This window comes from Hydrogenobacter subterraneus, assembly GCF_055390195.1.
In genome coordinates, this window is sequence record NZ_AP042473.1 from 1,012,201 (window position 1) to 1,035,246 (window position 23,046).

24 protein-coding genes are annotated in these 23,046 nt (G+C 44.6%); 10 read left to right on the plus strand and 14 right to left on the minus strand.

Features of this window, described 5'->3' with window-relative positions; all coding sequences use genetic code 11:
• From ACZ5GB_RS05500 to ACZ5GB_RS05515, 4 genes are read right to left on the minus strand one after another with little or no spacing between them, the layout of a single operon-like run.
• Window positions 1–927: a beta-ketoacyl-ACP synthase III gene (locus ACZ5GB_RS05500; protein WP_464326254.1), complete on the minus strand. Its 927-nt coding sequence runs from the start codon at window positions 925–927 to the stop codon at window positions 1–3.
• The gene (gene plsX, locus ACZ5GB_RS05505; protein ID WP_464326255.1) at window positions 927–1,934 is read right to left on the minus strand and encodes a phosphate acyltransferase PlsX; all 1,008 of its coding nucleotides are present in this window, start codon (window positions 1,932–1,934) and stop codon (window positions 927–929) included. The genes ACZ5GB_RS05500 and plsX overlap by 1 nt, the downstream gene beginning before the upstream one ends.
• On the minus strand, window positions 1,931–2,116 hold the full coding sequence (rpmF, locus tag ACZ5GB_RS05510; protein ID WP_464326256.1) for a 50S ribosomal protein L32: 186 nt from the start codon (window positions 2,114–2,116) through the stop codon (window positions 1,931–1,933). The genes plsX and rpmF overlap by 4 nt, the downstream gene beginning before the upstream one ends.
• Before the next feature lie 35 nt (window positions 2,117–2,151).
• The gene (locus ACZ5GB_RS05515) at window positions 2,152–2,640 is read right to left on the minus strand and encodes a YceD family protein (protein ID WP_464326257.1); all 489 of its coding nucleotides are present in this window, start codon (window positions 2,638–2,640) and stop codon (window positions 2,152–2,154) included.
• 45 nt (window positions 2,641–2,685) lie between these two features.
• On the opposite strand from ACZ5GB_RS05515, the gene ACZ5GB_RS05520 reads away from it, so the two are divergent.
• Genes ACZ5GB_RS05520 through tpiA form a run of 8 tightly spaced genes read left to right on the plus strand, consistent with a single transcriptional unit; the run spans window position 2,686 to window position 9,777 of the window.
• The gene (locus ACZ5GB_RS05520; RefSeq protein ID WP_464326258.1) at window positions 2,686–3,663 is read left to right on the plus strand and encodes a gluconeogenesis factor YvcK family protein; all 978 of its coding nucleotides are present in this window, start codon (window positions 2,686–2,688) and stop codon (window positions 3,661–3,663) included.
• Entirely contained in the window at window positions 3,647–5,149 is a 1,503-nt protein-coding gene (locus tag ACZ5GB_RS05525; RefSeq protein ID WP_464326259.1) for an L-aspartate oxidase, read from the plus strand. The genes ACZ5GB_RS05520 and ACZ5GB_RS05525 overlap by 17 nt, the downstream gene beginning before the upstream one ends.
• A 22-nt stretch (window positions 5,150–5,171) precedes the next feature.
• Window positions 5,172–5,534, plus strand: a complete 363-nt coding sequence (locus ACZ5GB_RS05530) for a YkvA family protein (RefSeq protein WP_464326260.1) — start codon at window positions 5,172–5,174, stop codon at window positions 5,532–5,534.
• Window positions 5,534–6,508 carry an ABC transporter permease gene (locus ACZ5GB_RS05535; protein ID WP_464326261.1) on the plus strand — a complete coding sequence of 325 codons (975 nt, stop codon included), beginning with the start codon at window positions 5,534–5,536 and terminating at the stop codon, window positions 6,506–6,508. The genes ACZ5GB_RS05530 and ACZ5GB_RS05535 overlap by 1 nt, the downstream gene beginning before the upstream one ends.
• A gap of 11 nt (window positions 6,509–6,519) precedes the next feature.
• Entirely contained in the window at window positions 6,520–7,071 is a 552-nt protein-coding gene (locus ACZ5GB_RS05540; protein ID WP_464326262.1) for a DJ-1 family glyoxalase III, read from the plus strand.
• On the plus strand, window positions 7,068–8,243 hold the full coding sequence (locus ACZ5GB_RS05545) for a class I SAM-dependent rRNA methyltransferase (protein WP_464326263.1): 1,176 nt from the start codon (window positions 7,068–7,070) through the stop codon (window positions 8,241–8,243). The genes ACZ5GB_RS05540 and ACZ5GB_RS05545 overlap by 4 nt, the downstream gene beginning before the upstream one ends.
• A complete protein-coding gene (uppP, locus tag ACZ5GB_RS05550; protein ID WP_464326264.1) occupies window positions 8,243–9,013 on the plus strand; it encodes an undecaprenyl-diphosphatase UppP in 771 nt (256 codons plus the stop codon). The genes ACZ5GB_RS05545 and uppP overlap by 1 nt, the downstream gene beginning before the upstream one ends.
• A 23-nt stretch (window positions 9,014–9,036) precedes the next feature.
• The gene (tpiA, locus tag ACZ5GB_RS05555; protein WP_464326265.1) at window positions 9,037–9,777 is read left to right on the plus strand and encodes a triose-phosphate isomerase; all 741 of its coding nucleotides are present in this window, start codon (window positions 9,037–9,039) and stop codon (window positions 9,775–9,777) included.
• Here the strand turns inward: tpiA and ACZ5GB_RS05560 are convergent.
• Window positions 9,736–10,794 (minus strand): LptF/LptG family permease, encoded by a 1,059-nt coding sequence (locus ACZ5GB_RS05560; RefSeq protein WP_464326266.1) that lies wholly within the window; start codon window positions 10,792–10,794, stop codon window positions 9,736–9,738. The genes tpiA and ACZ5GB_RS05560 overlap by 42 nt on opposite strands.
• 16 nt (window positions 10,795–10,810) lie before the next feature.
• On the opposite strand from ACZ5GB_RS05560, the gene gcvT reads away from it, so the two are divergent.
• Window positions 10,811–11,830, plus strand: coding sequence for a glycine cleavage system aminomethyltransferase GcvT (gene gcvT, locus ACZ5GB_RS05565; protein WP_464326267.1), 1,020 nt, complete (start codon window positions 10,811–10,813; stop codon window positions 11,828–11,830).
• On the opposite strand, the gene mnmH is transcribed toward gcvT, so the two are convergent.
• From mnmH to ACZ5GB_RS05580, 3 genes are read right to left on the minus strand one after another with little or no spacing between them, the layout of a single operon-like run.
• Window positions 11,786–12,832 (minus strand): tRNA 2-selenouridine(34) synthase MnmH, encoded by a 1,047-nt coding sequence (gene mnmH / locus ACZ5GB_RS05570; RefSeq protein WP_464326268.1) that lies wholly within the window; start codon window positions 12,830–12,832, stop codon window positions 11,786–11,788. The two genes, gcvT and mnmH, sit on opposite strands and share 45 nt — an antisense overlap.
• Before the next feature lie 3 nt (window positions 12,833–12,835).
• Window positions 12,836–13,039 (minus strand): hypothetical protein, encoded by a 204-nt coding sequence (locus tag ACZ5GB_RS05575; protein ID WP_464326269.1) that lies wholly within the window; start codon window positions 13,037–13,039, stop codon window positions 12,836–12,838.
• Window positions 13,029–13,877 (minus strand): hypothetical protein, encoded by an 849-nt coding sequence (locus ACZ5GB_RS05580; RefSeq protein WP_464326270.1) that lies wholly within the window; start codon window positions 13,875–13,877, stop codon window positions 13,029–13,031. The genes ACZ5GB_RS05575 and ACZ5GB_RS05580 overlap by 11 nt, the downstream gene beginning before the upstream one ends.
• Window positions 13,878–14,009: 132 nt before the next feature.
• Here ACZ5GB_RS05580 and secD point away from each other — a divergent pair, with 132 nt between their 5' ends.
• The gene (gene secD / locus ACZ5GB_RS05585) at window positions 14,010–15,503 is read left to right on the plus strand and encodes a protein translocase subunit SecD (RefSeq protein ID WP_464326271.1); all 1,494 of its coding nucleotides are present in this window, start codon (window positions 14,010–14,012) and stop codon (window positions 15,501–15,503) included.
• Here the strand turns inward: secD and ACZ5GB_RS05590 are convergent.
• From ACZ5GB_RS05590 to mutS, 6 genes are all read right to left on the minus strand, one after another.
• Window positions 15,500–16,897: a hypothetical protein gene (locus ACZ5GB_RS05590; protein WP_464326272.1), complete on the minus strand. Its 1,398-nt coding sequence runs from the start codon at window positions 16,895–16,897 to the stop codon at window positions 15,500–15,502. The two genes, secD and ACZ5GB_RS05590, sit on opposite strands and share 4 nt — an antisense overlap.
• A 44-nt stretch (window positions 16,898–16,941) precedes the next feature.
• Window positions 16,942–17,466, minus strand: coding sequence for an NTPase (locus tag ACZ5GB_RS05595; RefSeq protein WP_464326273.1), 525 nt, complete (start codon window positions 17,464–17,466; stop codon window positions 16,942–16,944).
• Window positions 17,463–19,055, minus strand: a complete 1,593-nt coding sequence (gene carB / locus ACZ5GB_RS05600) for a carbamoyl-phosphate synthase large subunit (RefSeq protein ID WP_464326274.1) — start codon at window positions 19,053–19,055, stop codon at window positions 17,463–17,465. Before carB ends, ACZ5GB_RS05595 begins: the two co-directional genes overlap by 4 nt.
• A 6-nt stretch (window positions 19,056–19,061) precedes the next feature.
• Window positions 19,062–19,724 carry a hypothetical protein gene (locus tag ACZ5GB_RS05605; RefSeq protein WP_464326275.1) on the minus strand — a complete coding sequence of 221 codons (663 nt, stop codon included), beginning with the start codon at window positions 19,722–19,724 and terminating at the stop codon, window positions 19,062–19,064.
• Between the two features lie 131 nt (window positions 19,725–19,855).
• Entirely contained in the window at window positions 19,856–20,497 is a 642-nt protein-coding gene (locus ACZ5GB_RS05610; protein WP_464326276.1) for a hypothetical protein, read from the minus strand.
• Complete coding sequence (gene mutS, locus ACZ5GB_RS05615; protein WP_464326277.1) at window positions 20,494–23,019, minus strand: DNA mismatch repair protein MutS; 2,526 nt, start codon at window positions 23,017–23,019, stop codon at window positions 20,494–20,496. Before mutS ends, ACZ5GB_RS05610 begins: the two co-directional genes overlap by 4 nt.
• Window positions 23,020–23,046: the final 27 nt, after the last annotated feature.

Consider the following 23,046-nt stretch of genomic DNA (forward strand, 5'->3'; position numbering starts at 1 on the left):
TTAGAACCTCAAGAGGCTTGCCCCCCATGTGAGGCCACCACCCATGGCAGTAAGGAGGACCATATTACCCCTTTTTAGCCTTCCCTCCTCTTTGGCCTCGCACAGGGCTATGGGTATGGATGCGGCGCTCGTATTTCCATACTTGTGTATGTTTGAATAGACCTTTTCCATAGGAATACCAAGCCTTTCGGCCAAGGCCTGCATGATCCTTATGTTTGCCTGATGTGGAACTACCAAATCTATGTCTTCTTTGGAAACTCCAGCCCTTTGCATAACTTCTTCACATACATCGGCCATGGCCCTCACGGCCAGCTTAAAAAGCTCCTTTCCTTTCATGTTTATATAGCCACACCTTTCGGCGTACAGTATCTCCCAATAGTTGCCGTCAGACCTCATGACCGACGCCAAAAGCTCCCCTTCCCCTTCGGAGGAGAGAACCACCGCACCCGCACCATCTCCAAAGAGGACGCATGTGGCCCTGTCCGTCCAGTTTACTATCTGAGATAGCTTTTCAGCGCCCACCAAAAGGATGTTTTTTGCCTTTCCAGAACTTAGTAGGGCGCTGGCTATCTCAAGGCCATACAAAAATCCGCTACAGGCGGCAGATATATCAAAGGCATAGGCCTTGTGGCATCCAAGCCTTGCCTGCAAAAGGCATGCGCTGGCTGGAAAGCCAAGGTCTGGCGTGAGGGTGGCAAGGATTATAACATCAATATCCTCTACGGAGAGGCTCGCATCCTCTAAGGCTCTAAGGCTTGCCCTGTATGCCATATCAACAAGGCTTTCTTCCTTTGCTATCCTTCTTTCCTTTATGCCGGTCCTTGTGGTTATCCACTCGTCGGATGTATCCACCATCTTCTCAAGGTCAAAGTTGGTCAAAAGGTTTTCTGGAGTGTAATGGCCCATACCCTTTATGCTTATACCCATCAGACCTTTACCTCTTGAGGCAATAATCTTTTAAGGTTTTCAGAAAGCCTTTCGTTGAAGTGATGGGTTAAAAACTCGTTGGCCACCCTTATGGCATTCTTTATGGCCTTGGCGTTTGCCCTTCCATGGGTTATTATGACTGGCTTTTTGGCACCAAGGAGGGGTATGCCACCATACTCGGTAAAGTCTGCCTTCTTCTTGAAGTTGTTCAAGGCAGGCCTCATGAGCAAGGCCCCTATCTTTGCCAAAAGGCTCTTTTGCACCTCCTCCTTTATCATCTGAAGCACAGCAAAGCCAAGGCTTTCACTTGCCTTTAGTATAACATTGCCCACAAAGCCATCGCATACTATAACGTCAAAGGTGCCCGCGTATATGTCCCTTCCTTCAGCGTTCCCTTTAAAGTTTAGGTTGCTTGCCTTCAAAAGCGGATAGGTTTCCTTTACAAGCTCGTTGCCCTTGCCTTCCTCCTCTCCTATGCTAAGGATTCCCACCCTTGGATTCTTTATTCCCAGTATCTCCTCGGCGTAAGTATGCCCTATTACGGCAAAATGCAATAGATGCCTTGGCTTACAGTCCACGTTGGCACCTACATCAATAAGCACAGTTCTTCCCTTTGGGTTTGGAAGTGCCACACCAATGGCCGGGCGCTCAAGGTCCTCAATAGACCCTATGACAAACTTACCAACTGTAAGCACTGCGCCCGTATTTCCGGCGGAGACCAAGCCATCGGCAAGCCCGTCCCTTACAAGCTTTCCAGCCACAAAAAGGGAAGATTGTTTTTTCTTTAAAACGTTGGAAGGTGGCTCGTTCATCTGGATGACCTCTGGTGCATGAACCACCTCCAGCTCTCCCTTAAAGCCCTCCCTCTTTAGTATGCTTTTTATCCTTTCTTCGTCTCCAACCAATATGCTTTCAAGGCCCAATTCCTTATAAGCTGAAAGACAACCCTTTACTATCTCCTCGGGGGCGTAATCACCCCCCATACAATCAACTGCTATCCTTGTCATGAAGTTTTTACAACTTCCCTGCCCTTATAGTAGCCGCAGTAGGGGCATGCCCTATGGGGCATCATAAGCTCGCCACAGTTTGGACATGTAGCCAAAGACATGGCACTTAGCTTGGAAAAGAAATTTTGAGCCCTTCTTTGGTCCCTTCTCCATTTTGAGGTCTTTCTCTTAGGAACAGCCATTTTAACGCCTCCGTAGGTTTGATAAGAGATTTCTATTATAGCACATTACTCTTTTTTAGAAGGTCCCCAAGGGTAGTCCTTTCTTCTTTCAAGCTTATTTCAAAGCCCGTCATACAGTCTGGACTGCATAGGGGTTTAGTTGGTATGCTTAAAATGATCTGTTCTCTTAGTAGATTAGTCAGGTCAAAAGCTTCTTCGTCTTCATAGAAGGAGACTTCCAAGTCAGAAGGCCTTAGATATATAACATCCTTTGTGGGATATGGCTCTATCCTTACCACTTCTTTTTTACCTATATCCTTATGGTATAGGGTAAGGCACCTACTACACTCAAGCACCACATAGCCCTCTATTTCCATATAAACCTTATAGGCGCCCTTCTCTTTTGTTATTTCCACATACAAAGATATGGGTTCTTTTATTTCTCCTAAGTCTGGAGGTAGTTTAATATCTTCCGGTTTAAAAACATAGTTTTGAGAAAACTTTTTTCTTGTTTTAAAAAGTTCCTTTAGGTTTAATTTAACCATATGTTTTAAAATATACATGCTTAAAAAGATTTCAAGGAGGTATGAATGAGGCTTGTAGCCATAGGAGGAGGAACAGGTCTTTCTACTCTCTTGAGGGGATTAAAGGAAAAGGTTGGAAAAGAAATACAGGACCTTTCTGCCATAGTTACCGTTGCAGACAGCGGAGGAAGCACTGGAAGGCTAAGAAAGGTGTATAACCTTCCAGCACCTGGAGATATAAGAAACTGCATAGTGGCCCTCTCGGAAAGCGAAGACATAATAAGGGAACTTTTCCAGTTTAGGTTTAAGGGGGGAGAACTTGAAGGGCACGCCTTTGGAAACCTTTTTCTTGTGGCACTTACAGAGATAACAGGGAGCTTTATGCAAGCCATAAACATAGCCTCTCAGATACTTAGAACAAAGGGCGAGATCATACCCGCAACCCTTGAAAGCATACAGCTTTGCGCAAAGTTCAGCGATGGAGAAAAGATATGTGGAGAAGAGGATATAACGGAATACGGTAAGGCAAAAGAGGCAAAGATTGAAAGCATATGGATAGAACCGGAGGATGCCAAGGCCCCCATTGATGCAATAGCCAAAATAGAATCGGCCGATGTGATAGTCTTTGGTCCGGGAAGTCTTTACACGAGCATTATACCAAACCTGCTTATAAAGGATATAAAGGAAGCAGTATTAAGGTCGCCAGCCCTTAGAATATTTATAGTCAATGCAATGACCCAACCGGGAGAAACAGATGACTTTACGGCCTATGACCATATTAGGGTTTTCAAAGAAATTACCGGCATAGATAGAATAGATGCAGCCATTGTAAACACAAAAATGCCATCGGACCAGATTTTAAGAAGGTATATAAAGGAAAGACAAGAGCCGGTTATACCCGATGTAGCCAAGATAGCAAAGGAGGGTATTGAAGTGTATGCAGAAGACCTAATAGGCGAAAAGGAAGACTTTGTAAGGCACGATTCCAAAAGGCTTGCAGACCTTATAGTAGAAATATACAAAAAGCATGCTGTATTTTCTTGACTTTGATACTTCAAAGCTTCCCACAGAAAAAGCCCATATAGTTGTATGCGGTAGCGGTATAGCCGGCTTAACTGTGGCCATAGTCTTAAAGGAGCTTGGCCTTGAACCCATCATTTTGACAAGGGGCATTGGGAACACCTATTATTCTCAAGGTGGGATAGCCTGCGCCCTTCATCCAAAGGACAGTCCCTACCTTCATATGTTGGATACACTTAGGGCAGGAAGGGGTCTGTGTAAAGAAGAAAGTCTTAGGATTTTGGTGGATGAAGGCATTCAAAGGCTTATGGATTTAAAAAGGTGGGGTGTGGAGTTTGACGAGGAGACCACCATAGAAGGGGGCCATTCCTTTCCAAGGGTTTATAAGGTAAAGGACTACACGGGCAGGGCTATATACGAAGCCCTTTGGAGGAGGGTAAAGGAACTAAATATAAGGGTTTTGATGGGAGAGCTTCAAGAGATTCTGGGAGAAGATAGGGTTGAAGGGCTAATATACAACGATGGAGAGTTAAAGCTTATAAGAACTCCAGTCCTTGTGCTTGCCACAGGCGGTGCAGCAAGCATGTTCTTACACACTTCCAACCCAGTTAAGGTAAGGGGGGATGCCCTCGGAATAGCCTTGAGGAAGGGATTAAGCTTGATGAACCCAGAGTTTGTGCAGTTCCACCCCACGGTGGTAAAGAACACCAGCATACTCATATCGGAGGCCGTAAGGGGTGAGGGTGCAGTGCTTATAGACCAAAGGGGTGAGAGGTTTGTAGATGAGCTAAAGCCAAGGGACGAAGTGGCAAGAGCCATATACAAAAAGATAAAGGAAGGACAAGAGGTATTTATAGACTTAAGAGGCCTTATCCATAAGGGTGTAAAGCTCTCAGAGAGGTTTCCCACCATATACACCATGCTAAGGGAAAAAGGCTACGACCCAGAAAGACAGCCCATACCCATCACACCAGCTTCCCATTACTTTATCGGTGGCATAGAGGTAGATAACTATGGAAGGACCACCTTACCAGGCCTTTATGCGGTTGGAGAATGTGCCTGCACTGGCGTGCATGGTGCCAACAGGCTTGCCTCCAACTCTCTTTTGGAGGGTGTGGTTTTTGGATATAGGACTGCCTATAGGATATGCGGTGATATAGGCTTTTTGAAGTTTAAGGAAGGCCACTTTGAGAATAGAAGGGAAGGGAAGATGGACCCACCTTACGGCTTTAAGGACCTAAGAAGGCTCATGTGGGAAAACTGTGGCCTTGAGAGGGAAGAGGAGGGGTTAAAAGAGGCCATAAGTAGGCTACAGAGCTGGCTTGAGAGTTGGAAGGAGTGGAAACCCACAGTGGAGAATAGAGAACTTTTTGACATAAGCCTTGTGGCTTTGGCAACCCTTACCTGTGCTTTGCGGAGAAGGGAAAGCAGGGGAGTGCATTATAGGGTGGATTACCCTCACGAAAGAGAGGAGTTTAGAAGGGATAGTTTTTATAGTTTGGAGCCGTAGGTAATGCTATAATAAAACTCCCATGGAGGAGAAGCTCAGAAAGTACTACAGGGATATTGGCATAAAGGAATTAAGGAGGCTTTTGGAGGAGAAGCTAAACCGTATTCCACCCACCATGGAGTATGTGAGGAACCTTATCCTTGATGCCAAGATGCTTATGAGGATACTCTCCGATGAGGAGTTTGACCTAAAGGAAGAGGCCAAAAGGGACTTCATATCTGCCCTCCTCTACCTTATAGAGGATAGGGACTCCATACCGGACAAAATACCACTTATCGGCTATTGGGATGACTACAAATTGCTAAAATATGTGAAGAATAAGCATAAGGAAGAGATAAACAGGTACTTTTCACAGGTAAAGCACTTTATAGCCAATTACTTCTAATGCTTTGGTTTTTGGCTTATAGGACCTTTCAGGCTTTTTTGACGCTTATAGGCGTTACCTTTTTGTCCTTCTTGATAATAAAGCTGGCGCCGGGAGACTACTTGGACCAGCTAAGGTTAAACCCACAGATTTCACCGGAGACCATAGAAGCATTAAAAAGACAGTATGGCTTGGACCAAAACTTTTTTGTGCAGTATATTAAATGGCTCTCTTCCGCCTTGACCTTTGACCTTGGTTATAGCTTCCAATACCATGCTCCCGTATCCCAGCTTATAGGAGAGAGGATAGGGAACACTCTTCTTCTCACTCTTACCTCAACCATACTCTCCTGGCTCATTGCAGTTCCCTTGGGCCTTTTGGCGGGCCTAAAGGAGGACAAACTCCCAGACAAGATAATAAGGCTGTACAGCTATGCTTTTGTATCTTTTCCTTCCTTTTTCTTAGCCTTTATAATCCTTCTTTTGGTCTCAAAAACTGGCCATGTGCCAGTGGGCGGTGTGCATAGCCCCAACTTCCATGAGCTAAGCCTTTTTGGCAAGATAGTAGACCTTTTGGCCCATATGTTTGTGCCAGTGCTAACTCTTACCCTTGTCTCTTCTGCAGGCCTTATAAGGCTCATGAGAAGTGCAGTGATAGAAATAAAAAACAGCCCTATGGTGATAATGCTCAAGGCCAAAGGTGTTTCCCAATGGGTTATGATAAAGCATATACTTAAAAACGCCATGAACCCCTTTACCACACTCATCGGCTATGAGATAGCTGGCCTGCTTTCCGGTGCGGCCCTCATTGAGATAATAGTGGGCTGGCCAGGGCTTGGAACCCTTATGCTGGATGCTGTGCTATCCCAAGACCTTTTCCTTGTGATGGGTGGGCTATATATTGGTACTATAATGCTACTTGTGGGCAACCTGATTGCCGACATACTTTTGGCCATAATTGACCCGAGGGTAAGGGAGAGGGAGATAATAAGGTAGGAGGTAGTGCCATGGCAAAAGTGGCCATCATATTGGCAGAAGGCTTTGAAGAGGTAGAGGCTGTAGCTCCTATTGATGTGCTAAGGCGTGCTGGTGTGGAAGTTATCATAGCAGGGCTAACTCCCGAGCCTGTGGCGAGCGCAAGGAATGTTAGGATAGTGCCAGATACTACGGTGGATAACCTAAACCCTGAAGAGCTTGATATGGTAATACTGCCCGGCGGTGCGGGCGGTGTGGAAAGGCTAAAGCAAGACCCAAGGGTGGAAAGGCTCATAAAGGCCATGCAAGAAAAGAAAAAGCTCATAGGTGCCATATGCGCAGCACCCACAGCCTTGGCAAAGTTTGGAGTGTTGGAGGGCAAAAAAGCTACTGTATATCCTTCCCTTGTGGAGGAGATAAAGCCAGCCCACTTTGTGAACCAGCCTGTGGTGGAGGATGAGAACATAGTGACAAGCCAAGGACCTGGCACAGCCCTTGAGTTTGGTCTTAAGCTGGCAGAAAAGCTTGTGGGTAAAGAGAAGGCGATGGAGGTAGCTCAAAGGATGCTTGTAAGGTATCAATGATACAGGTAAGGGTAAGGCCTGGGGTAGAAGACAAGATAAGGGGCTTTTTCCCTTGGGTATACAGGCCTGAGATAATAGGCTATTCAAAAAGCCCACAAAAGGGAGACCTGGTAGTAGTCCGAGACTTTGCAGGCAAGTTCTTGGGCTACGGATACATAAACCCCTCTGCCAACATAAGCATAAGAATACTCTCCTTTGACAAGGAAGAGCCTATAACGGAAGAGCTTATAAGAAAAAGATTAAAGGAAGCCCTTGAATACAGAAAAAGGCTATACCTTGATAGCAACGCTTACAGGCTTGTGCACTCAGAGGGAGACCTTCTGCCGGGCCTTATAGTGGATGTTTATGGTGAGTATGCGGTAGTGGAGTTTACCACCTACGGGATGAATAAGCTAAGACATTGGGTAATACCAGCCCTCATAGACCTTCTTAAGCCCAAGGGCATCTATGAAAAGGTGAGCGAGTATGTGCTCTCTGTGGAGGGAATGGATAACAAGGAAGGTGTCATCTATGGGGAGGTGCCAGAGGAGATCATCATCTGGGAGCATGACCTTAAGTTCTTTGTAAACATACCACAGGGGCAAAAGACGGGCTTTTTCTTGGACCAGAGGCAGGCAAGAAGGCTTATAAGAGGCTTTGTAAAGCCCGGTGCGGAATGCCTTGACCTCTTTTGCCATACGGGCGGTTTTGCCCTAAGCATGAAAAAGGCTGGTGCAAGCAGAGTTATGGCGGTGGATATCTCAGACCAAGCCCTTGAGGTAGGGAAGAAAAACGCTGAGCTTAACCAACTATCCGGTATAGAGTGGATAGAGGCAAACGTCTTTGATATACTCAAAAAACTTCTCTCCGAGGGCAAAAGCTTTGATGTGGTGGTAATTGACCCACCATCTTTCGCAAAGAACAAGGCGGCAGTGCCAAACGCCCTAAGGGGCTATAAGGAGCTATTTTTGAGAGGCATACAGCTCACCAGGCCCGGAGGCTATTTAGCAGTCTACTCTTGCTCCTTCCACATCACAAGGGACCACCTTTTGCAAACCCTTCTGTCCGCTGGCAAGGACGCCAGAAGACAGCTCAGGATAGTGGGAGAGAGCTTCCAAGACCTTGACCATCCTTGGATACTTCAGATGCCAAACACCCTTTATCTAAAGGGCATATATGCGGAGGTGCTATAGTGGATATAAAACATGCCTTTATTATGGGAGCAGTAGAAGGAATAACAGAGTTCTTGCCCATCTCTTCCACAGGCCACCTTATTCTCACAGCCCATATACTTGGCATACCTCAGGATAGCTTTACCAAAAGCTTTGAAATATCCATACAGCTTGGAGCCATAATGGCGATCCTCTTCCTATACTGGCAAAGGTTTTTAAAAGATGTGGAGCTTTGGAAGAGAATCATCACTGCCTTTTTGCCCACAGGTCTTTTGGGCTTTAGCCTTTACAAGTTCATAAAGGGCTACCTTATAGGCAACGACCATGTGGTGGTTATAGCCTTGGTTTTGGGAGGCTTTTTCCTCCTTTTTGCAGACAGGCTTTGTGAGAGGTTTTGTTATATGGGAGATATAAGGGACCTTAGCTATCCAAGGGCCTTCGCCATTGGAGTCTTTCAGAGCCTTGCCATGATACCGGGAGTCTCCCGCTCTGGCGCCACCATAATAGGTGGTATGCTTATGGGCTTAAACAGGAAGACTGCTGCAGAGTTTTCCTTCCTTTTGGCAGTCCCAACCATGCTCATAGCCACAGGCTACGACCTTTACAAATCCCATCAAAGCTTTAACCTCCAAGAGTGGCAAGTCCTTTTTGTAGGCTTCATAACGGCCTTTTTCTTTGCCCTTTTGAGTGTAAAAACACTCCTTAACTTTCTAAAAAACCATTCCTTTTTTGTCTTTGGAGTCTACAGAATATTAGTTGGCCTGCTTTATGCTTATGTGTTTTTGAGATAATAATCCTATGTTATAATTATCCGATGAAACTCATATCCGCCAACTGGAAGATGAACTTAACACCATCTCAAACCAAGGAATACATACAAAGGTTTTTGCCCCTTGTGGAGGGAATAGAAGACAGGGAAATTCTTCTTTGCCCGCCTTTCACTTCTCTATGCGTGGCAAGTGAGATGCTAAAGGAAAAAAAGGTAAAGCTTGGAGCCCAAAACTGCCACTTTGAGCCAAAGGGGGCCTTCACCGGTGAGATATCTTTGGATATGTTAAAGGAGCTTGGAGTCTCCTACGTGATAGTGGGCCACTCGGAAAGAAGATGGATCTTTGGAGAGTCGGACGAGCTTATAAACAAAAAGCTAACGGCCTGTTTGAAGGCAGGCATAAGACCCATACTGTGCGTGGGAGAGAGAATAGAGGAGAGGGAAGCAGGGCTTACCTTTAAGGTTATAGAAACTCAAATAAGGCTTGCCCTTTCGGGCATAGAGCCCTACACAGACAGCATAGACATAGCCTACGAGCCCGTTTGGGCCATAGGCACGGGAAACCCAGCCACGCCAGAGGATGCCCAGCTTGTGCATGCCTTCATAAAGGACTTACTTTATAGCATAAACCCACAGCATGCTGGAAAAACTAGGGTATTATACGGCGGAAGCGTAAACCCGAATAATGCACCAGATTTTATGAAGATGAAGGACGTGGATGGGCTACTGGTGGGTGGGGCCGGCCTAGACCCTGAATCCTTTGCCAAGATCGTAAAGTCCTTTTAGGGATAGTGTGGGTAGTGGTGCATAGATCAAAGAAAGAAGGGTAAGGCTTATGTTAGTGTTTTCCACAAAGGACTTTATTATGTTCAAAGAAAGCCAGTGGTAGGAAAATAAGACAATTAGGCCTAAAAGAGAAAAGCTAAGGCGTCGCCACCTCAAACACATCCAGCTTATGCTTATGGTTATAAAGATGGGAAGAAGGGCTGTAAGCACACGCCTCAAGACCTCATAAAGGTAATACCGTTGGTTTATACCTATCTTTTCACCTATCAAGCTAAGCATAAATAGACTTTTCATAGATAGGTGTTCTGGCCTTTCGGCAAGAGGTCTTATTTGGGAAAGGTCAATATAATGGACCCTTATATCCTTTACATACTCCTCACCCGTAAATAGATTTTTTATTTTCGCTTCCTTCAATTCTATGTTTTCTCCCCTCCACAGCCCCCTTTGTGCCACTATTAACTCCTTTATGGAGCCTTCCGCCACCTTAAGGTAGTAAAAACCATAAACATTTCCAGTGGATAGGTCTATAAGTTCAAAGTTATAAAAGCCTTTTTCTCCATTTTTTTCTTCCAAGAGCCAAAGGCCTCTTATTATCCCCTTTTCCAATTCTTTGGCTTTCCTATATTCCTTCTCTATTACGTATAACCTTTTTTGATTTTCTGCATAAAGTTCGTAAGACCCTATAAGATTAACAAGGAAGAGAAATAGGGAAAAAACTATGATAGAAAAAGAAAAGCTCAAAGGAGATATACCAAAGCTCTGGGTCAAAAGGTCCATCTTTTTCTGTATGAGCCTTCTAAGGAATAGGATTAGAGCTAAACCGCTTACAAAGGCGCTTATATAAAAAAAGACCAATGGTAAAAGGTTAAATGTGTAAGACAAAAATATCTTAATACTTTTTTGCTTAAAGACTGTAAAAACTTCACCAATAAGATAAAAATACAGAAGGCCAAAAAGCACAAAAAGTATGATGAAAAAGGTTTTTGTGTAGTTCAAAAGCATGTATCTGGCAAGCATAGGTTAAAATTTTAATATGAAGACGCCCTTATACAATCTGCACAAAAGCCTAGGAGCCAAGTTTACAGAGTTTGCAGGCTGGGAGATGCCTGTAGAGTATTCATCCATTTCTAAGGAAGTGCTTTCTGTAAGAGAGGCTTGCGGAATTTTTGACATATCCCACATGGGAAGGCTTTTGATAAAAGACAGCCTTGAAAGGCTTGAATACCTTACTTCAAGGAGGATAACCAAGCTAAAGCCCAAAAGAGTCCAATACAACCTCCTTATGAACCAAAGGGGTGGCATAAGGGATGATATAACCATATATAGGCTTTCCGAAGATGAGTTTTTCCTTTGTGTAAATGCGGCAAACAAAGAAAAGGTGTATGAATGGTTTAAAGATAACGGTATAAAGGTGGAGGATATAAGCAACAAGACAATCCAATTCGCCCTTCAGGGTCATAAGGCTGTGGAAGTGCTAAAGAACTACTTTCCGGTGGAAGAGATAAAGTATTACCACTTTGAGGTCTTTGACGGCACCATTGTATCACGGACGGGCTACACAGGAGAGGATGGCTTTGAGGTGTATGCAGAGACTTCAAAAGGGATTGAGCTTTTTGAAAAACTGATAAAGGCTTGCACTCCCTGCGGGCTTGGTGCAAGGGATGTACTTAGGATAGAAGCGGGCATGCCACTATATGGACATGAACTTTCTGAAGAAATAACACCTTTTGAAGCAAACCTGGATAGATATGTTAGCCTTGAAAAAGACTTTTTGGGAAAGGAAGAGCTTTTAAAAAAGGAAATAAAAAGAAGGCTTTTTGGTTTGGAACTTCTTAGCAGGGGTGTGCCAAGGGAAGGCTACAGGGTCTTTTATAAGGATGAGCCCATAGGGTATGTGAGCAGTGGCACTTACTCTCCCACCCTTCAGAAGGGCATAGCCTTGTGCTTTGTGGATGTCCACCTTAGGCAAGAGGGCCTTGATGTAGAACTTGAAGTGAGAGACAAAAGGCTACCCGCCAAGCTTAGAGATTACCCCTTCCTTAAGAAGGTTTGAATAAATTTCTTTTACTCTCGTTAGGCATTCCTCTTCATTAGAGCAGTGCAGCCTAATATGTACCCTTTTGTTAAGCTTGTAAATTTTGTCGTAATATTCCCTCATTAAAAAAAGAGCAAGCTCCTCTGTTTGGCCATTTTTAAGCATTCCTATTGCGGTTTTATATTTTTCTTCTCCAAGGTATTTTCTTATTTTGTTTATTGCACGCTGTATTTCCTCCTGCCAACCTTCAAAAGCGGTGTATTCTTCTATGATGTTTTTTAATCTTGTCTCAAGGTCCGCTTCTATTTCTATGAATATACCCTGTTCCTTTTTTTGCCATAAACTTTCTGGTATGTGTATGTTTCCTATTACCCTACTTTCATCTTCTGCTATCAAAATATCAGAGTTTATCCTTCTTAGCTCTTCGTATAGCAAGGCATCAAACATTTTTTGACTTACACTTTTTCTTATGCCCACTCTTCCAAAAACAGATCCCCTATGCTGTGCAATAGCTTCAAGGTCTATAACAGGGTAGCCCTCATCCTTTAGCCTTCTAAGAAGCCTTGTCTTTCCCACCCCCGTTTTGCCAGTAAGTACCAAAAAGCTTTTACCCTCTAAAAGCCTTTCCATGTCCCTTAGGATAAACTCTCTGTAAGCCCTATAGCCTCCTTCCAACCTCAGGACCTCAATACCCATAGACCTTAGCACTTTGTAAAGCTCTTGGCTTCTTAGCCCTCCCCTCCAGCAATAGACTACTACATTTTTATAATCCCTTTTAAGATTCCTAAACCTTTCAAGAAGGCTTTGTAGCTTTTCCCAAGCTATCTCGTAGCCAAGCTCTTTTGCCTTTTCTACTCCCTCCCTTCTATACACAAGGCCTATTAGCCTTTTTTCCTCGTCTTCAAAAATAGGTATGTTAATAGCTCCCGGTATATGAAACTCCTCGTATTCGGATGGACTTCTAATATCCACCAGAATTCTCTTTTCTAAAGTGTAGACCTCTTCCGGCTTTATATCCATGTTTTAATAATTTAAACCACCAGAGGATGCCTCAAGGTATACCTTTCTACCACTTAGGTCATACTCTTTGATAATCCTACCTAAGCTTTTATTGCAACTTATGATGTAATCCGCCGTGGGGTTTTTGCTTAGCCTTTTTAGCGGCTCACCCTTCCATATTCCCAAGTATAAGCATATGGATACGCTGGGTGAGAAATTAGACCTCAAGTTCGCCCCTCCTATAATAGCTATATCCAATAGCATAAGCATATACATACACAAGCACACAAGTTAAAGTCCTCCACCCACTACCAGCATTAAAAAGCTTTATCTGACTTATAACACCTTCCACTACCTGCCTTTTTGCCCTCATCTCCCTACTACCACACACAATCACACCTTCACAACCCCTATAACCCCTATCTCCATACACCACACAACTCTCCACAAGCTTCCTAAACCATAAACTCCTTCTCTTCCTTTCCCTAAATGCCCTAACCTCATGCACACTTCCAAAGCTTATCCACACATCATAAACTCTTCCCCACCTATCACATAACACCATCATCAACATGCCATACCTGACCTCCTCAAACTCCACTACCTTCCCATTGTCTCTCCGAACTATCTTCCTTCTCCTCTTTGCCCACCATACCTTCCCTCTTACCCTCCTTATCTTCTGTGTCCTCGCCCTGTTTACATTGGCTATGTCCACTATGGTTCCATCTATTACAAGTTCTATCTTCTTACCATACAAAAGCCTTGCTAAAATCATAAGCCTCAGCTTGTGAAGCTTGTATTCTCTCAATATCCTGTATACTCTCTTGAGTCTGTATCTTCTGAAGATATGCCATGATTGTATGGATGGGTCAATAAGTAATTGGGCTAATGTAAGAACTTTTGTATTGGTTATGTAGGAGAGTATAAAGATGGCTGCTATATGGATGTCTGTGAGTTTAGGCTTTCTGCCTGCTTTAGCTTTTGGCACATTAAGGAATGGCAAGGCATTTTCAAGGTCTTTTAGGATTTGTTGGTAGATGCGTAGGTAAGGTGGTATAATTTCCATGGTAAAAACCTCCGATGGTTTTTAGGGCTACTATTATAGTAGCCCTGCTGTCTTTTTATTGATATGGAAGGTTTAGCTTAAAGGGAATTTCTCACTCGGCGTGTGTTTTTAATGTAAAATAATTACCCATACATGAAGGACCTTAGACTAAACCTTATTCTATTGCTTGTTTTGACAAGCATTTCTATTGCAATAGTCCTCCTAAAGCCTATAAACCTTGGGCTTGACTTAAAGGGCGGTATATCTATGGTAATACAGCCAGACATAAACTATAGCCTTGAGCAGGAGTATGAAAGGTATGCCAAAGATATAGAAAGGAAGATAAGGGAGAAGGGAGATATAAAGGTGCTTGATGTAGTGCCTCAAAAAGATGGGATAAGGATTGAACTCTTAGAAGAGAGTGATTATGCTAAGCTTTCTGCCCTTTTGGAAAAGGATTTTCCAAGGTTTGAGATAGTTAGGCAAAAAGGTGAGGTGATCTTAAGGCTAAAGGAGTCTGAAATAGAACAGCTAAAAAACGGAGTGCTTACGCAGACCATAGAGGTTTTGAGGAAAAGGATTGATGAGCTTGGTGTGGTACAGCCTGTTATAACACGCATAGGTTCCGATAGGATATTGGTGGAGCTTCCCGGCGTTTTGGACATAAAAAAGGCCAAGTCCATAGTGGGTAGGACAGCCCTCTTAGAGCTAAAATTGGTTGTAGACTCTGGTCCAAAGGAAGCCTTGCAAGAGAAGCTAACAAGGGACTATGAGCTTCTTCCAAACCAAAAGGGTGTTGAATGGTTTTTGGTGGAAAAGGTGCCTGTCATAACCGGAGCGGACCTTAAGACGGCTTATGTTACTACCGATGAGTTTGGCATGCCGGCGGTGGGTTTTGAACTCACAGACAAAGGCTCTCAGGCCTTTTCGGAGGCTACGGAAAAGAACATAGGAAGAAGGCTTGCCATAGTGCTTGATAAAAGGGTCATCTCTGCACCGGTGATAAGAAGTAAGATAAGCGATAGGGGCCAGATAAGCGGAAACTTTACACCAGAGGAGGCAAAGGAGCTTGCCATTGTGCTAAGGGCTGGAGCATTGCCTACAAAGGTAGAATTTCTCCAAGAGACGGTGGTTGGTCCTTCCCTCGGTAGGGACGCCATAGAGCAAGGCATAAGAGCTGGTATAATAGGCTTTGTCCTTCTTGTGCTTTTACTCATATTTAGGTACAAAACCTCTGGCATAACAGCCACCCTTTCCATACTCCTTAACGCCCTCATGCTTTGGGCTGGCTTGGTGCTCCTCGGTGGAACTTTGACATTGCCGGGTATAGCGGGCATAATCCTAAACATGGGCATTGCGGTGGATTCCAATGTGCTCATCTTTGAAAGGGTAAAGGAGGAGCTAAGGCTTGGCAACAGTGTAAGAAAGGCAATAGAGCTTGGCTACAGAAGAACCTTAAGCGCCGTGTGGGATACCCACATAACCCTGCTGGTTGCAGCCCTCATTCTCTTTCAGTTTGGCAGTGGTCCCGTAAAGGGCTTTGCCACCACACTTACCATAGGCACCATAGCCTCCTTTGTCTCCAACGTGTATTTTGCCAAAGTATTCCTTGAGCTTCTGAGCAAGCTAAAGATCTTTAAAGTTTAAAGATATAGGCTAAAGCTCTTCTTTTCTTCCTTACTAACTTTGTTTCCTTCACTTACAGCGCTTAAAAAGCTCCTTTCTCTGTCTTCCCTCTTATTCTGTCTTTGATCGCTATAGTAAAGCGTGCTGCCGTTTAGCTTCAAAACCTCAAGGTTAAGACCAAGATTTTGCAGTGATTGCACAAGCCTTTGAACCTCAAACTCTGTAGGCTGTCTGTAGGCCTCTTCTTTAAGGTTTATGGAAAGTCTGAGTTTGTCTCCAAGAAGGTTGAGCTTTAGAAATGCCTCATCAAGCTTTATGCTTATCTGCTTTGGCTCGTGGTTTATAATGGGCTCATGCCTTCTTACAGATTCTATCTTTGTATCCTCTTGTTTAATAGGTGTTGCTTCTTCTTTACGTACAGGGTTATGAAGCGTTAGGTCATCCATAAACCTCTCTTCCTTATATTCACTTTTTACCTTTTGATGCTCTTCCCATGTAGGTGCGTTTTCTTTAAAGAGTGTTAAGGTATCCTTTTGTGATATATCTTCCAAGATCAGGCTCTGGACAGCATCCTTATGAGAAACCTTCTGTTCTACTGTTTTATTTTCAAGTGGTATATCTTTGCTATCAAGTTGCATTTTTTGAAAAGGTTGTAAAGGTTTTAAAAATTCCTTTGGAGCTGTAGGCTCTGGGTTTTTAAAAGGTTCTAAAAGATATGACTCTTTCGGTCTGATAGCTTGCTCTGGTTCTTTAGTGTTTATAAAAGCCTCATTACCACCTTTTTGATTAAAAGTGCCTTGGTTACTTTTATCTTTTATATATGAACCTTCCACCCCCATAGGATTTAACAGGTGTGCTATTTTTGTGTTATTTGTAATAGGCTTTTTACCTCCCTTATCCAAGCTGGTAGTTTGAATGTTTTCCATTTCCTTTAAACTGGTATTTTCATGTACCAACCTAAACTCTTCCGTGATTACCTTATTACTTTTATCACTTCTAAAGCTAAGGACTTCCTCGGACACTTCAGCCTTTTCAAAGGCTAAAGCATACTCTAGACCATCCTGTTGTACCTCAGGAAGTTTTATAAACTCTCCATTGTCTACAAATAATTTTGTCTCTTTTTGAACCGTAGTTCCTTGAGAGGTGTTTTCTTTAGTATTAATTACAACACCTTGCTGTTTGAACTCTAAAGGAGCATCAACCTTAAAAGGTGGAATGGTATTTGGAACATTCACAAAGGATGTAATAAGAACCTCCTGTTTTTTGTTGTCGCTTATCTTATCACTTCCCTCTTCTTCCATAACTCCAAACAGTATGGATAAAAAGTCCTCCCCTTGGGCCACATTAGAAAAGCAAGGCGTTAATTGTGAGCCACACCCCAAAGGCAATATTAAATTCACACCTTCACCCTTCATTACCCCTCCGCTTGCTTAACAATTTATGACAGTTCTTATAAAAGTCAAGCACTTTCTAAAAGGTATAGGACATCCTCCAGTAGGCTGTCTCTGTTTTCTTTGGTTATTTCCAAAAGCACCGCACCTCTAAGCCTCCTTATCTCCGCCACAAGTGGGTCCACATCCCTTATGGGTATGGTGATGACAAGGCTTTTTGTAGGGTCGTAAATGATCCGTCTTATCAGCTCTTTGAAAGGCTTGGAGAAAAGCTCCATCTTACCCACCTCATCCACCACCACTATCTTCTTTTCCGAGAGGGCCTTTTGAAGTATGGGCAGTGCCAAGCTTTCAAACCTTCCCACATTTACACCATAGGACCCCACAAGGTGTTTTGATGTAAAGGTTTTGCTGGCAAAGAGCAGGCTTTTGCCTTCTGTGGTTATTATTTTAAAGCCTGTGCGCTTTTTTGTCTTTGGGTCTCTTACTTCTTCTGTCCAAAAGCCTATGGCTTTGTCTCCCAAGGCCTTTACAAGCCTTTTTATAAGGGTAGTCTTACCCACACCCGGCTCGCCAGTGATGACTATCTTCATAGATCCTGCAATGCATACACCTTTAGCCTTCCCCCGTTGTTTAAATAGCTTCTTATGGCCAAAAGCATGGCATAACCACCCCTCACGGTGGTGGTGTAAGGAACCCTATACTGGACCGCAGACCTCCTTATATGGTATGCATCACCCCTTTCCTTTCTTCCAGTGGGCGTGTTTATTATTAGGTCTATCTCCTGGTTCTTTATCATATCCACCACGTTGGGCCTTCCCTCGGACACCTTTAGCACATGCTTTACATCAAGGCTACTTTCCTTCAAAAATCTATAAGTGCCGCTTGTGGCATACACATCAAAGCCCAAATCCAAAAAACCCTTTACCAAGTCCACTATCTTTGGCTTGTCCCTGTCTGCCACGCTTATGAATACTCTACCTTTTAGGGGTAGCCTACTTCCTGCTGCAAGTTGTGCCTTATAGTAGGCAAGGCCAAAGTCTTCCGCAATACCCATCACCTCACCGGTGCTTTTCATCTCAGGGCCTAGCACTGGGTCTTCTTCGGGAAACCTGTTCCAAGGAAAGACCACTTCTTTTACCGAATATATGTGTTTGTCCGCCGGCATAAAGTCGCTGGCAAAGTGGGCCCTCCCTTGAGATAGCCTTTCAAAGACCTCTGGCACAAGCTCCCTTAGCCTCTTGCCTATGCCAATAAGGGCCGATAGCTTGGCAAGGGGGTAGCCAATGGTCTTGCTCACAAAGGGCACAGTCCTTGATGCCCTTGGGTTTACCTCCAGCACATAAACTTCTCCATCCTTTACCGCAAACTGCAAGTTTACAAGGCCTTTTACCTTTAATGCCTTGGCTATAAGTTTTGACTGCCTTTTTATCTCTTCTACCACATCCTTTGAAAGTGTATAGGGTGGTATGCTGGCTGCGCTGTCCCCCGAATGGACCCCAGCCTCTTCTATATGCTCCATGACTGCACCTATGAGGTAATCCTCACCATCTCCAATGGCATCCACATCCACCTCAACGCTGTCGGAGAGGTATTTGTCTATGAGTATGGGCCTCTCGTAGCTAACGCTTACCGCCTCCTCAAGGTACTTTAAAAGCTCCTCCTCATCGTAAACGATCCTCATAGCCCTACCACCAAGCACATAAGAGGGCCTCACAAGCACAGGATAGCCAAGCTCCTGTGCTATCTTTAAAGCTTCTTCTTTTGTCCTTGCGGTCCCGCTTGGTGGCTGTTTTATCCCAAGGGAGTTTATGAGGTTTCTGAAGAGTTCTCTGTCTTCTGCCATGTCTATGCTTTCCGGTGGTGTGCCAAGGATGTTTATACCAAGGTTTTTAAGAGGCAAGGAAAGTTTTAGAGGCGTTTGGCCTCCAAACTGCAAAAAGACCCCATCGGGCCTCTCCCTGCGTATCACTTCCAAAACATTTTCAAGCACTATGGGCTCAAAGTAGAGGGCATCCGCCGTATCGTAATCGGTGGAGACCGTCTCCGGATTGCAGTTTAACATTATGGTCCTTATGCCCTGTTCCCTTAGGGCAAAAACGGCATGAACGCAGGCATAATCAAACTCAATACCCTGACCTATCCTATTGGGACCACTGCCTAGGATTAGAACCTTTTTCATTAAGGTTTATATTTTAGCATCAAGTCTTTCCTTCAGCCATCCCACTAAAGGGGGAAGCCAGCAAAGATTTGCCACAATCGTTTCTAAGGCCGTATAGACCTGTGTGGTTGGGCTAAAGCCTATAAGGCGGGCTATAAGCAATCCTATTGGAACAATCAAAATAATCAATAGACTGGTAAGCATCACCGGATGACGAATATACTGGCTTATGGCCTTTAACAAAGATCCTTCCTTTCTGTAAAGATAGATAAACCCAGATATGTTGGCTCCTATCTGGTCGCTGAGTGCATAAAAGTATGGAATGTAAAAGCCTTCCACTCCATAAACGTTTATACCAAAGAGACGACTTCCCCAATCAATAAACCATGGGAAGGTCATTCCCAAAAACTTGCCCCATCCGTAGGCCTCTGCCATAGACCCTGCTACGCCACTAAGCCTCTGACGTAAGGCATAAACCCCTTCAAAGATGCTCTCTCCCTCTCCCGAAAGGGTGCGAACTGCCCATTCTCCAACAGGGTTGCGCTGATAGCCTAGAAAATCCAGCAAAGCTCCAAGGGAAAGCCCACCAACATACCCTCCAATGGTGTACTTTAGCAACCTACCAAATTCACCTTTTTCCTCTAAACTGTCCCTTACCTCCTCTTTCATTTTCCTACCTTCCTTATCCATTTCAACTACACCTCCCAATTTTCTACGGCTCGTATATTGCCTATCATCATACCAAAAACCTATAACCCTGTCAATAAACGATAACTCCCACCAACCTTTTTATAAAATTCCATCAACCCCCATACATATTGCTAAACGCTCTTTTGAAATCTTTCCTTCAGCCATCCCACTAAAGGGGGAAGCCAGCAAAGATTTGCCACAATCGTTTCTAAGGCCGTATAGACCTGTGTGGTTGGGCTAAAGCCTATAAGGCGGGCTATAAGCAATCCTATTGGAACAATCAAAATAATCAATAGACTGGTGAGCATCACCGGATGACGAATATACTGGCTTATGGCCTTTAACAAAGATCCTTCCTTTCTGTAAAGATAGATAAACCCAGATATGTTGGCTCCTATCTGGTCGCTGAGTGCATAAAAGTATGGAATGTAAAAGCCTTCCACTCCATAAACGTTTATACCAAAGAGACGACTTCCCCAATCAATAAACCATGGGAAGGTCATTCCCAAAAACTTGCCCCATCCGTAGGCCTCTGCCATAGACCCTGCTACGCCACTAAGCCTCTGACGTAAGGCATAAACCCCTTCAAAGATGCTCTCTCCCTCTCCCGAAAGGGTGCGAACTGCCCATTCTCCAACAGGGTTGTGCTGATAGCCTAGAAAATCCAGCAAAGCCCCGAGGGAAAGCCCACCGACATACCCTCCAATGGTATACCTTAGCAACCTGCCAAACTCACCCTTCTCTTCTAAGCCCTCCCTTACCTCCTCTTTCATTTTCCTACCTTCCTTATCTCCATAAGCCTCTCCTTCAAACTTGCCAGCTTCAGGAGGGCTTGAAGGGGTGTGAGGTTGGCTATGTCCAGCTGGGCTAGCTCTTCCAATATCTGTTTTTCTTCTTCCTTTAAGCTTTCCGTATAGACCCTTTCTAGCACAGGCAGGCTCTTTGAAGCCTTGAGGTCCATTAGGAGTTCTTCTGCCCTTCTTATGACCTCTTTAGGCAGTCCTGCCTTTTGGGCCACCTTTATACCAAAGCTACCCTCCGCCCTTCCGGGCTTCAAAAGGTATAGGAAGTTTATCTCCTCTCCCTCCTTGCTTATGGCCATGTGGTAGTTTTTAACACCTTTCCTTTCTATCTCTGTGAGCTCAAGGAAGTGGGTGGCCACAAGGGTCCTGGCCCTTATGTTATCCAATATATACTCTATTATTGCCCTGCTTATGGCTATGCCATCGTAGGTGGATGTGCCCCTCCCCACCTCATCAAGCACTATAAGGCTCCTTGAATCTGCATTGTTAAGGATACTGGAAACTTCCAGCATCTCGTTCATAAAGGTGGAGACACCAAGGGCAAGGATGTCTCCAGAGCCTATGCGGGCATGGATGGACGAAACTAAGCCTGTAGTGGCGGAAGAGCAGGGCAAGAAAGATCCCATGTGGGCTAAGATGGTGAGGATGGCCACCTGCCTTATGTAGCTGGATTTTCCAGCCATGTTGGGCCCTGTAATGATAAGGACAAGGTTCTCCTCGTCCAATTTGGTTGGGTTTGGGCAGTAGGGCCTTACAAACTCCTCAATTACCGGATGCCTCCCCTCCTCTATGTAAAGCACCTTGTCTTCTACAAGCTTTGGCTTTACCCATCCCTTATCAAGGGCTATGGTGGCAAGGCTTTGAAGGTAGTCAAGCAAGCCCAAAAGCCTTGCGTTCTCCGCAAGCTCCTCAAGCCTCTTTAAAACCCTTTCCCTGAGGGCTAAAAAGAGCTCATACTCAAGGTTGTTTATCTTGCTTTGAGAGGAAAGGATCTTATCTTCCAATTCTTGAAGGTAATCGGTGGTGAAGCGCTCCGCATTGGAGAGGGTCTGTCTTCTTCTGAAGTAGTCTGGCACATACTTGAGGTTGGGCTTTGTCACCTCTATGTAGTAGCCCATCACCCTGTTGTAGCCTATCTTTAGACTCTGTATGCCCGTCTCCCTCTTTAGCCTTTCTTCATACTCCTCTATAAGCCTTTGGGCGTTGTCCCTGTAGTATCTTAGCTGGTCAAGCTCTGGGTCCACACCCTCCTTTATAAGGCCTCCCTCTTTGAGGTGAAGGGGTGGGTCATCCACAAGGGTCCTCTCTATGTCCTCCCTCAGCTCCTTTAGCTCAAGCAGGCCTTGGCCTATTTCTTTCAGCATGGATGCCTTCGCAGAAGAGAGGATAGCCTTCAAGTTCTCAATGGCGTATAGGGTTTTCTTGATATGCACAAGGTCCTTTGGCGTGGAAAGTCCTCCGCTTATCCTGCTTATGAGCCTTTCAAGGTCTGGCATGTTCTCAAGGCTCTCTCTTATGGACCTTAGAAGTTCCCTTTTGTCTATTAGGTCCTCCACAGCCTCTTGGACTCTTTCTATGGTCTCCTTGTCTCTGAAGGGGTGCAATATATGAAACCTTAGCCTTCTTCTTCCCATGCCCGTTAGGGTCCTGTTTATCACACCAAAGAGGGAATACCTCTCGGAGCCATCGTAGGACTCTAAAAGCTCAAGGCCTCTGGCCGTCCTGTAGTCTATGCGCACATAGCCTTCACTTCCATAAGGCCTTGGCCTTCTCAAATAGGGCAGAAAGGACTTTTGGGTCCTCTTAAGGTAAAGGTACAAGGCACCAAAGGGCAAAAGGTCCTCTTCCTTTTCAAAGCCAAGGCCCTTAGCGCTGTATATGTTCATTTCCTCCTTTAATGCCCTTAGCCCCTCTTCAAAGAACTCTTCCTCCAGCCTGCTTATAAAGACCTCCATCTCCTTTATTTCAAATTCAAGGTCCTTTGGAAGCAAAAGCTCCCTTGGTGAAAACTTGAGGATGAACTCTTTGGCACCCCGTAGGTCAAAGCTACCGCCTACAAACTCGCCCGTGGCTGGGTTTAGATAGGCACATAGGTGCTCCTTTCCCCTCTTTACAAGGCCTACAAGCCCGCAGGCCTCTTTTTCAAAGTAGGTGCCGGGTGTGATGACCCTTATCACATCCCTCCTTACAAGGCCCTTGGCTTGGGAGGCATCCTCCAGCTGTTCGCATATGGCAAGCTTGTAGCCCTTTGCCACAAGCCTTGATATGTAAGAGCTGGCAGAGTGGTAGGGCACTCCGCACATGGGAATTCTTTCTTTGCCCTTTCCTGCGGGCCTGGAGGTAAGCACAAGACCAAGCTCCCTTGAACCCACCTCTGCATCTTCATAGAAAAGCTCATAAAAGTCTCCAAGCCTAAAGAGAAGAAGGCAGTCTGGATACTGCTTTTTAAAGTGGTGGTATTGAGAGAGCATTGGTGTTAGGTCTTCGCTCATAACACACCCCAAGGATATTTTACTGTC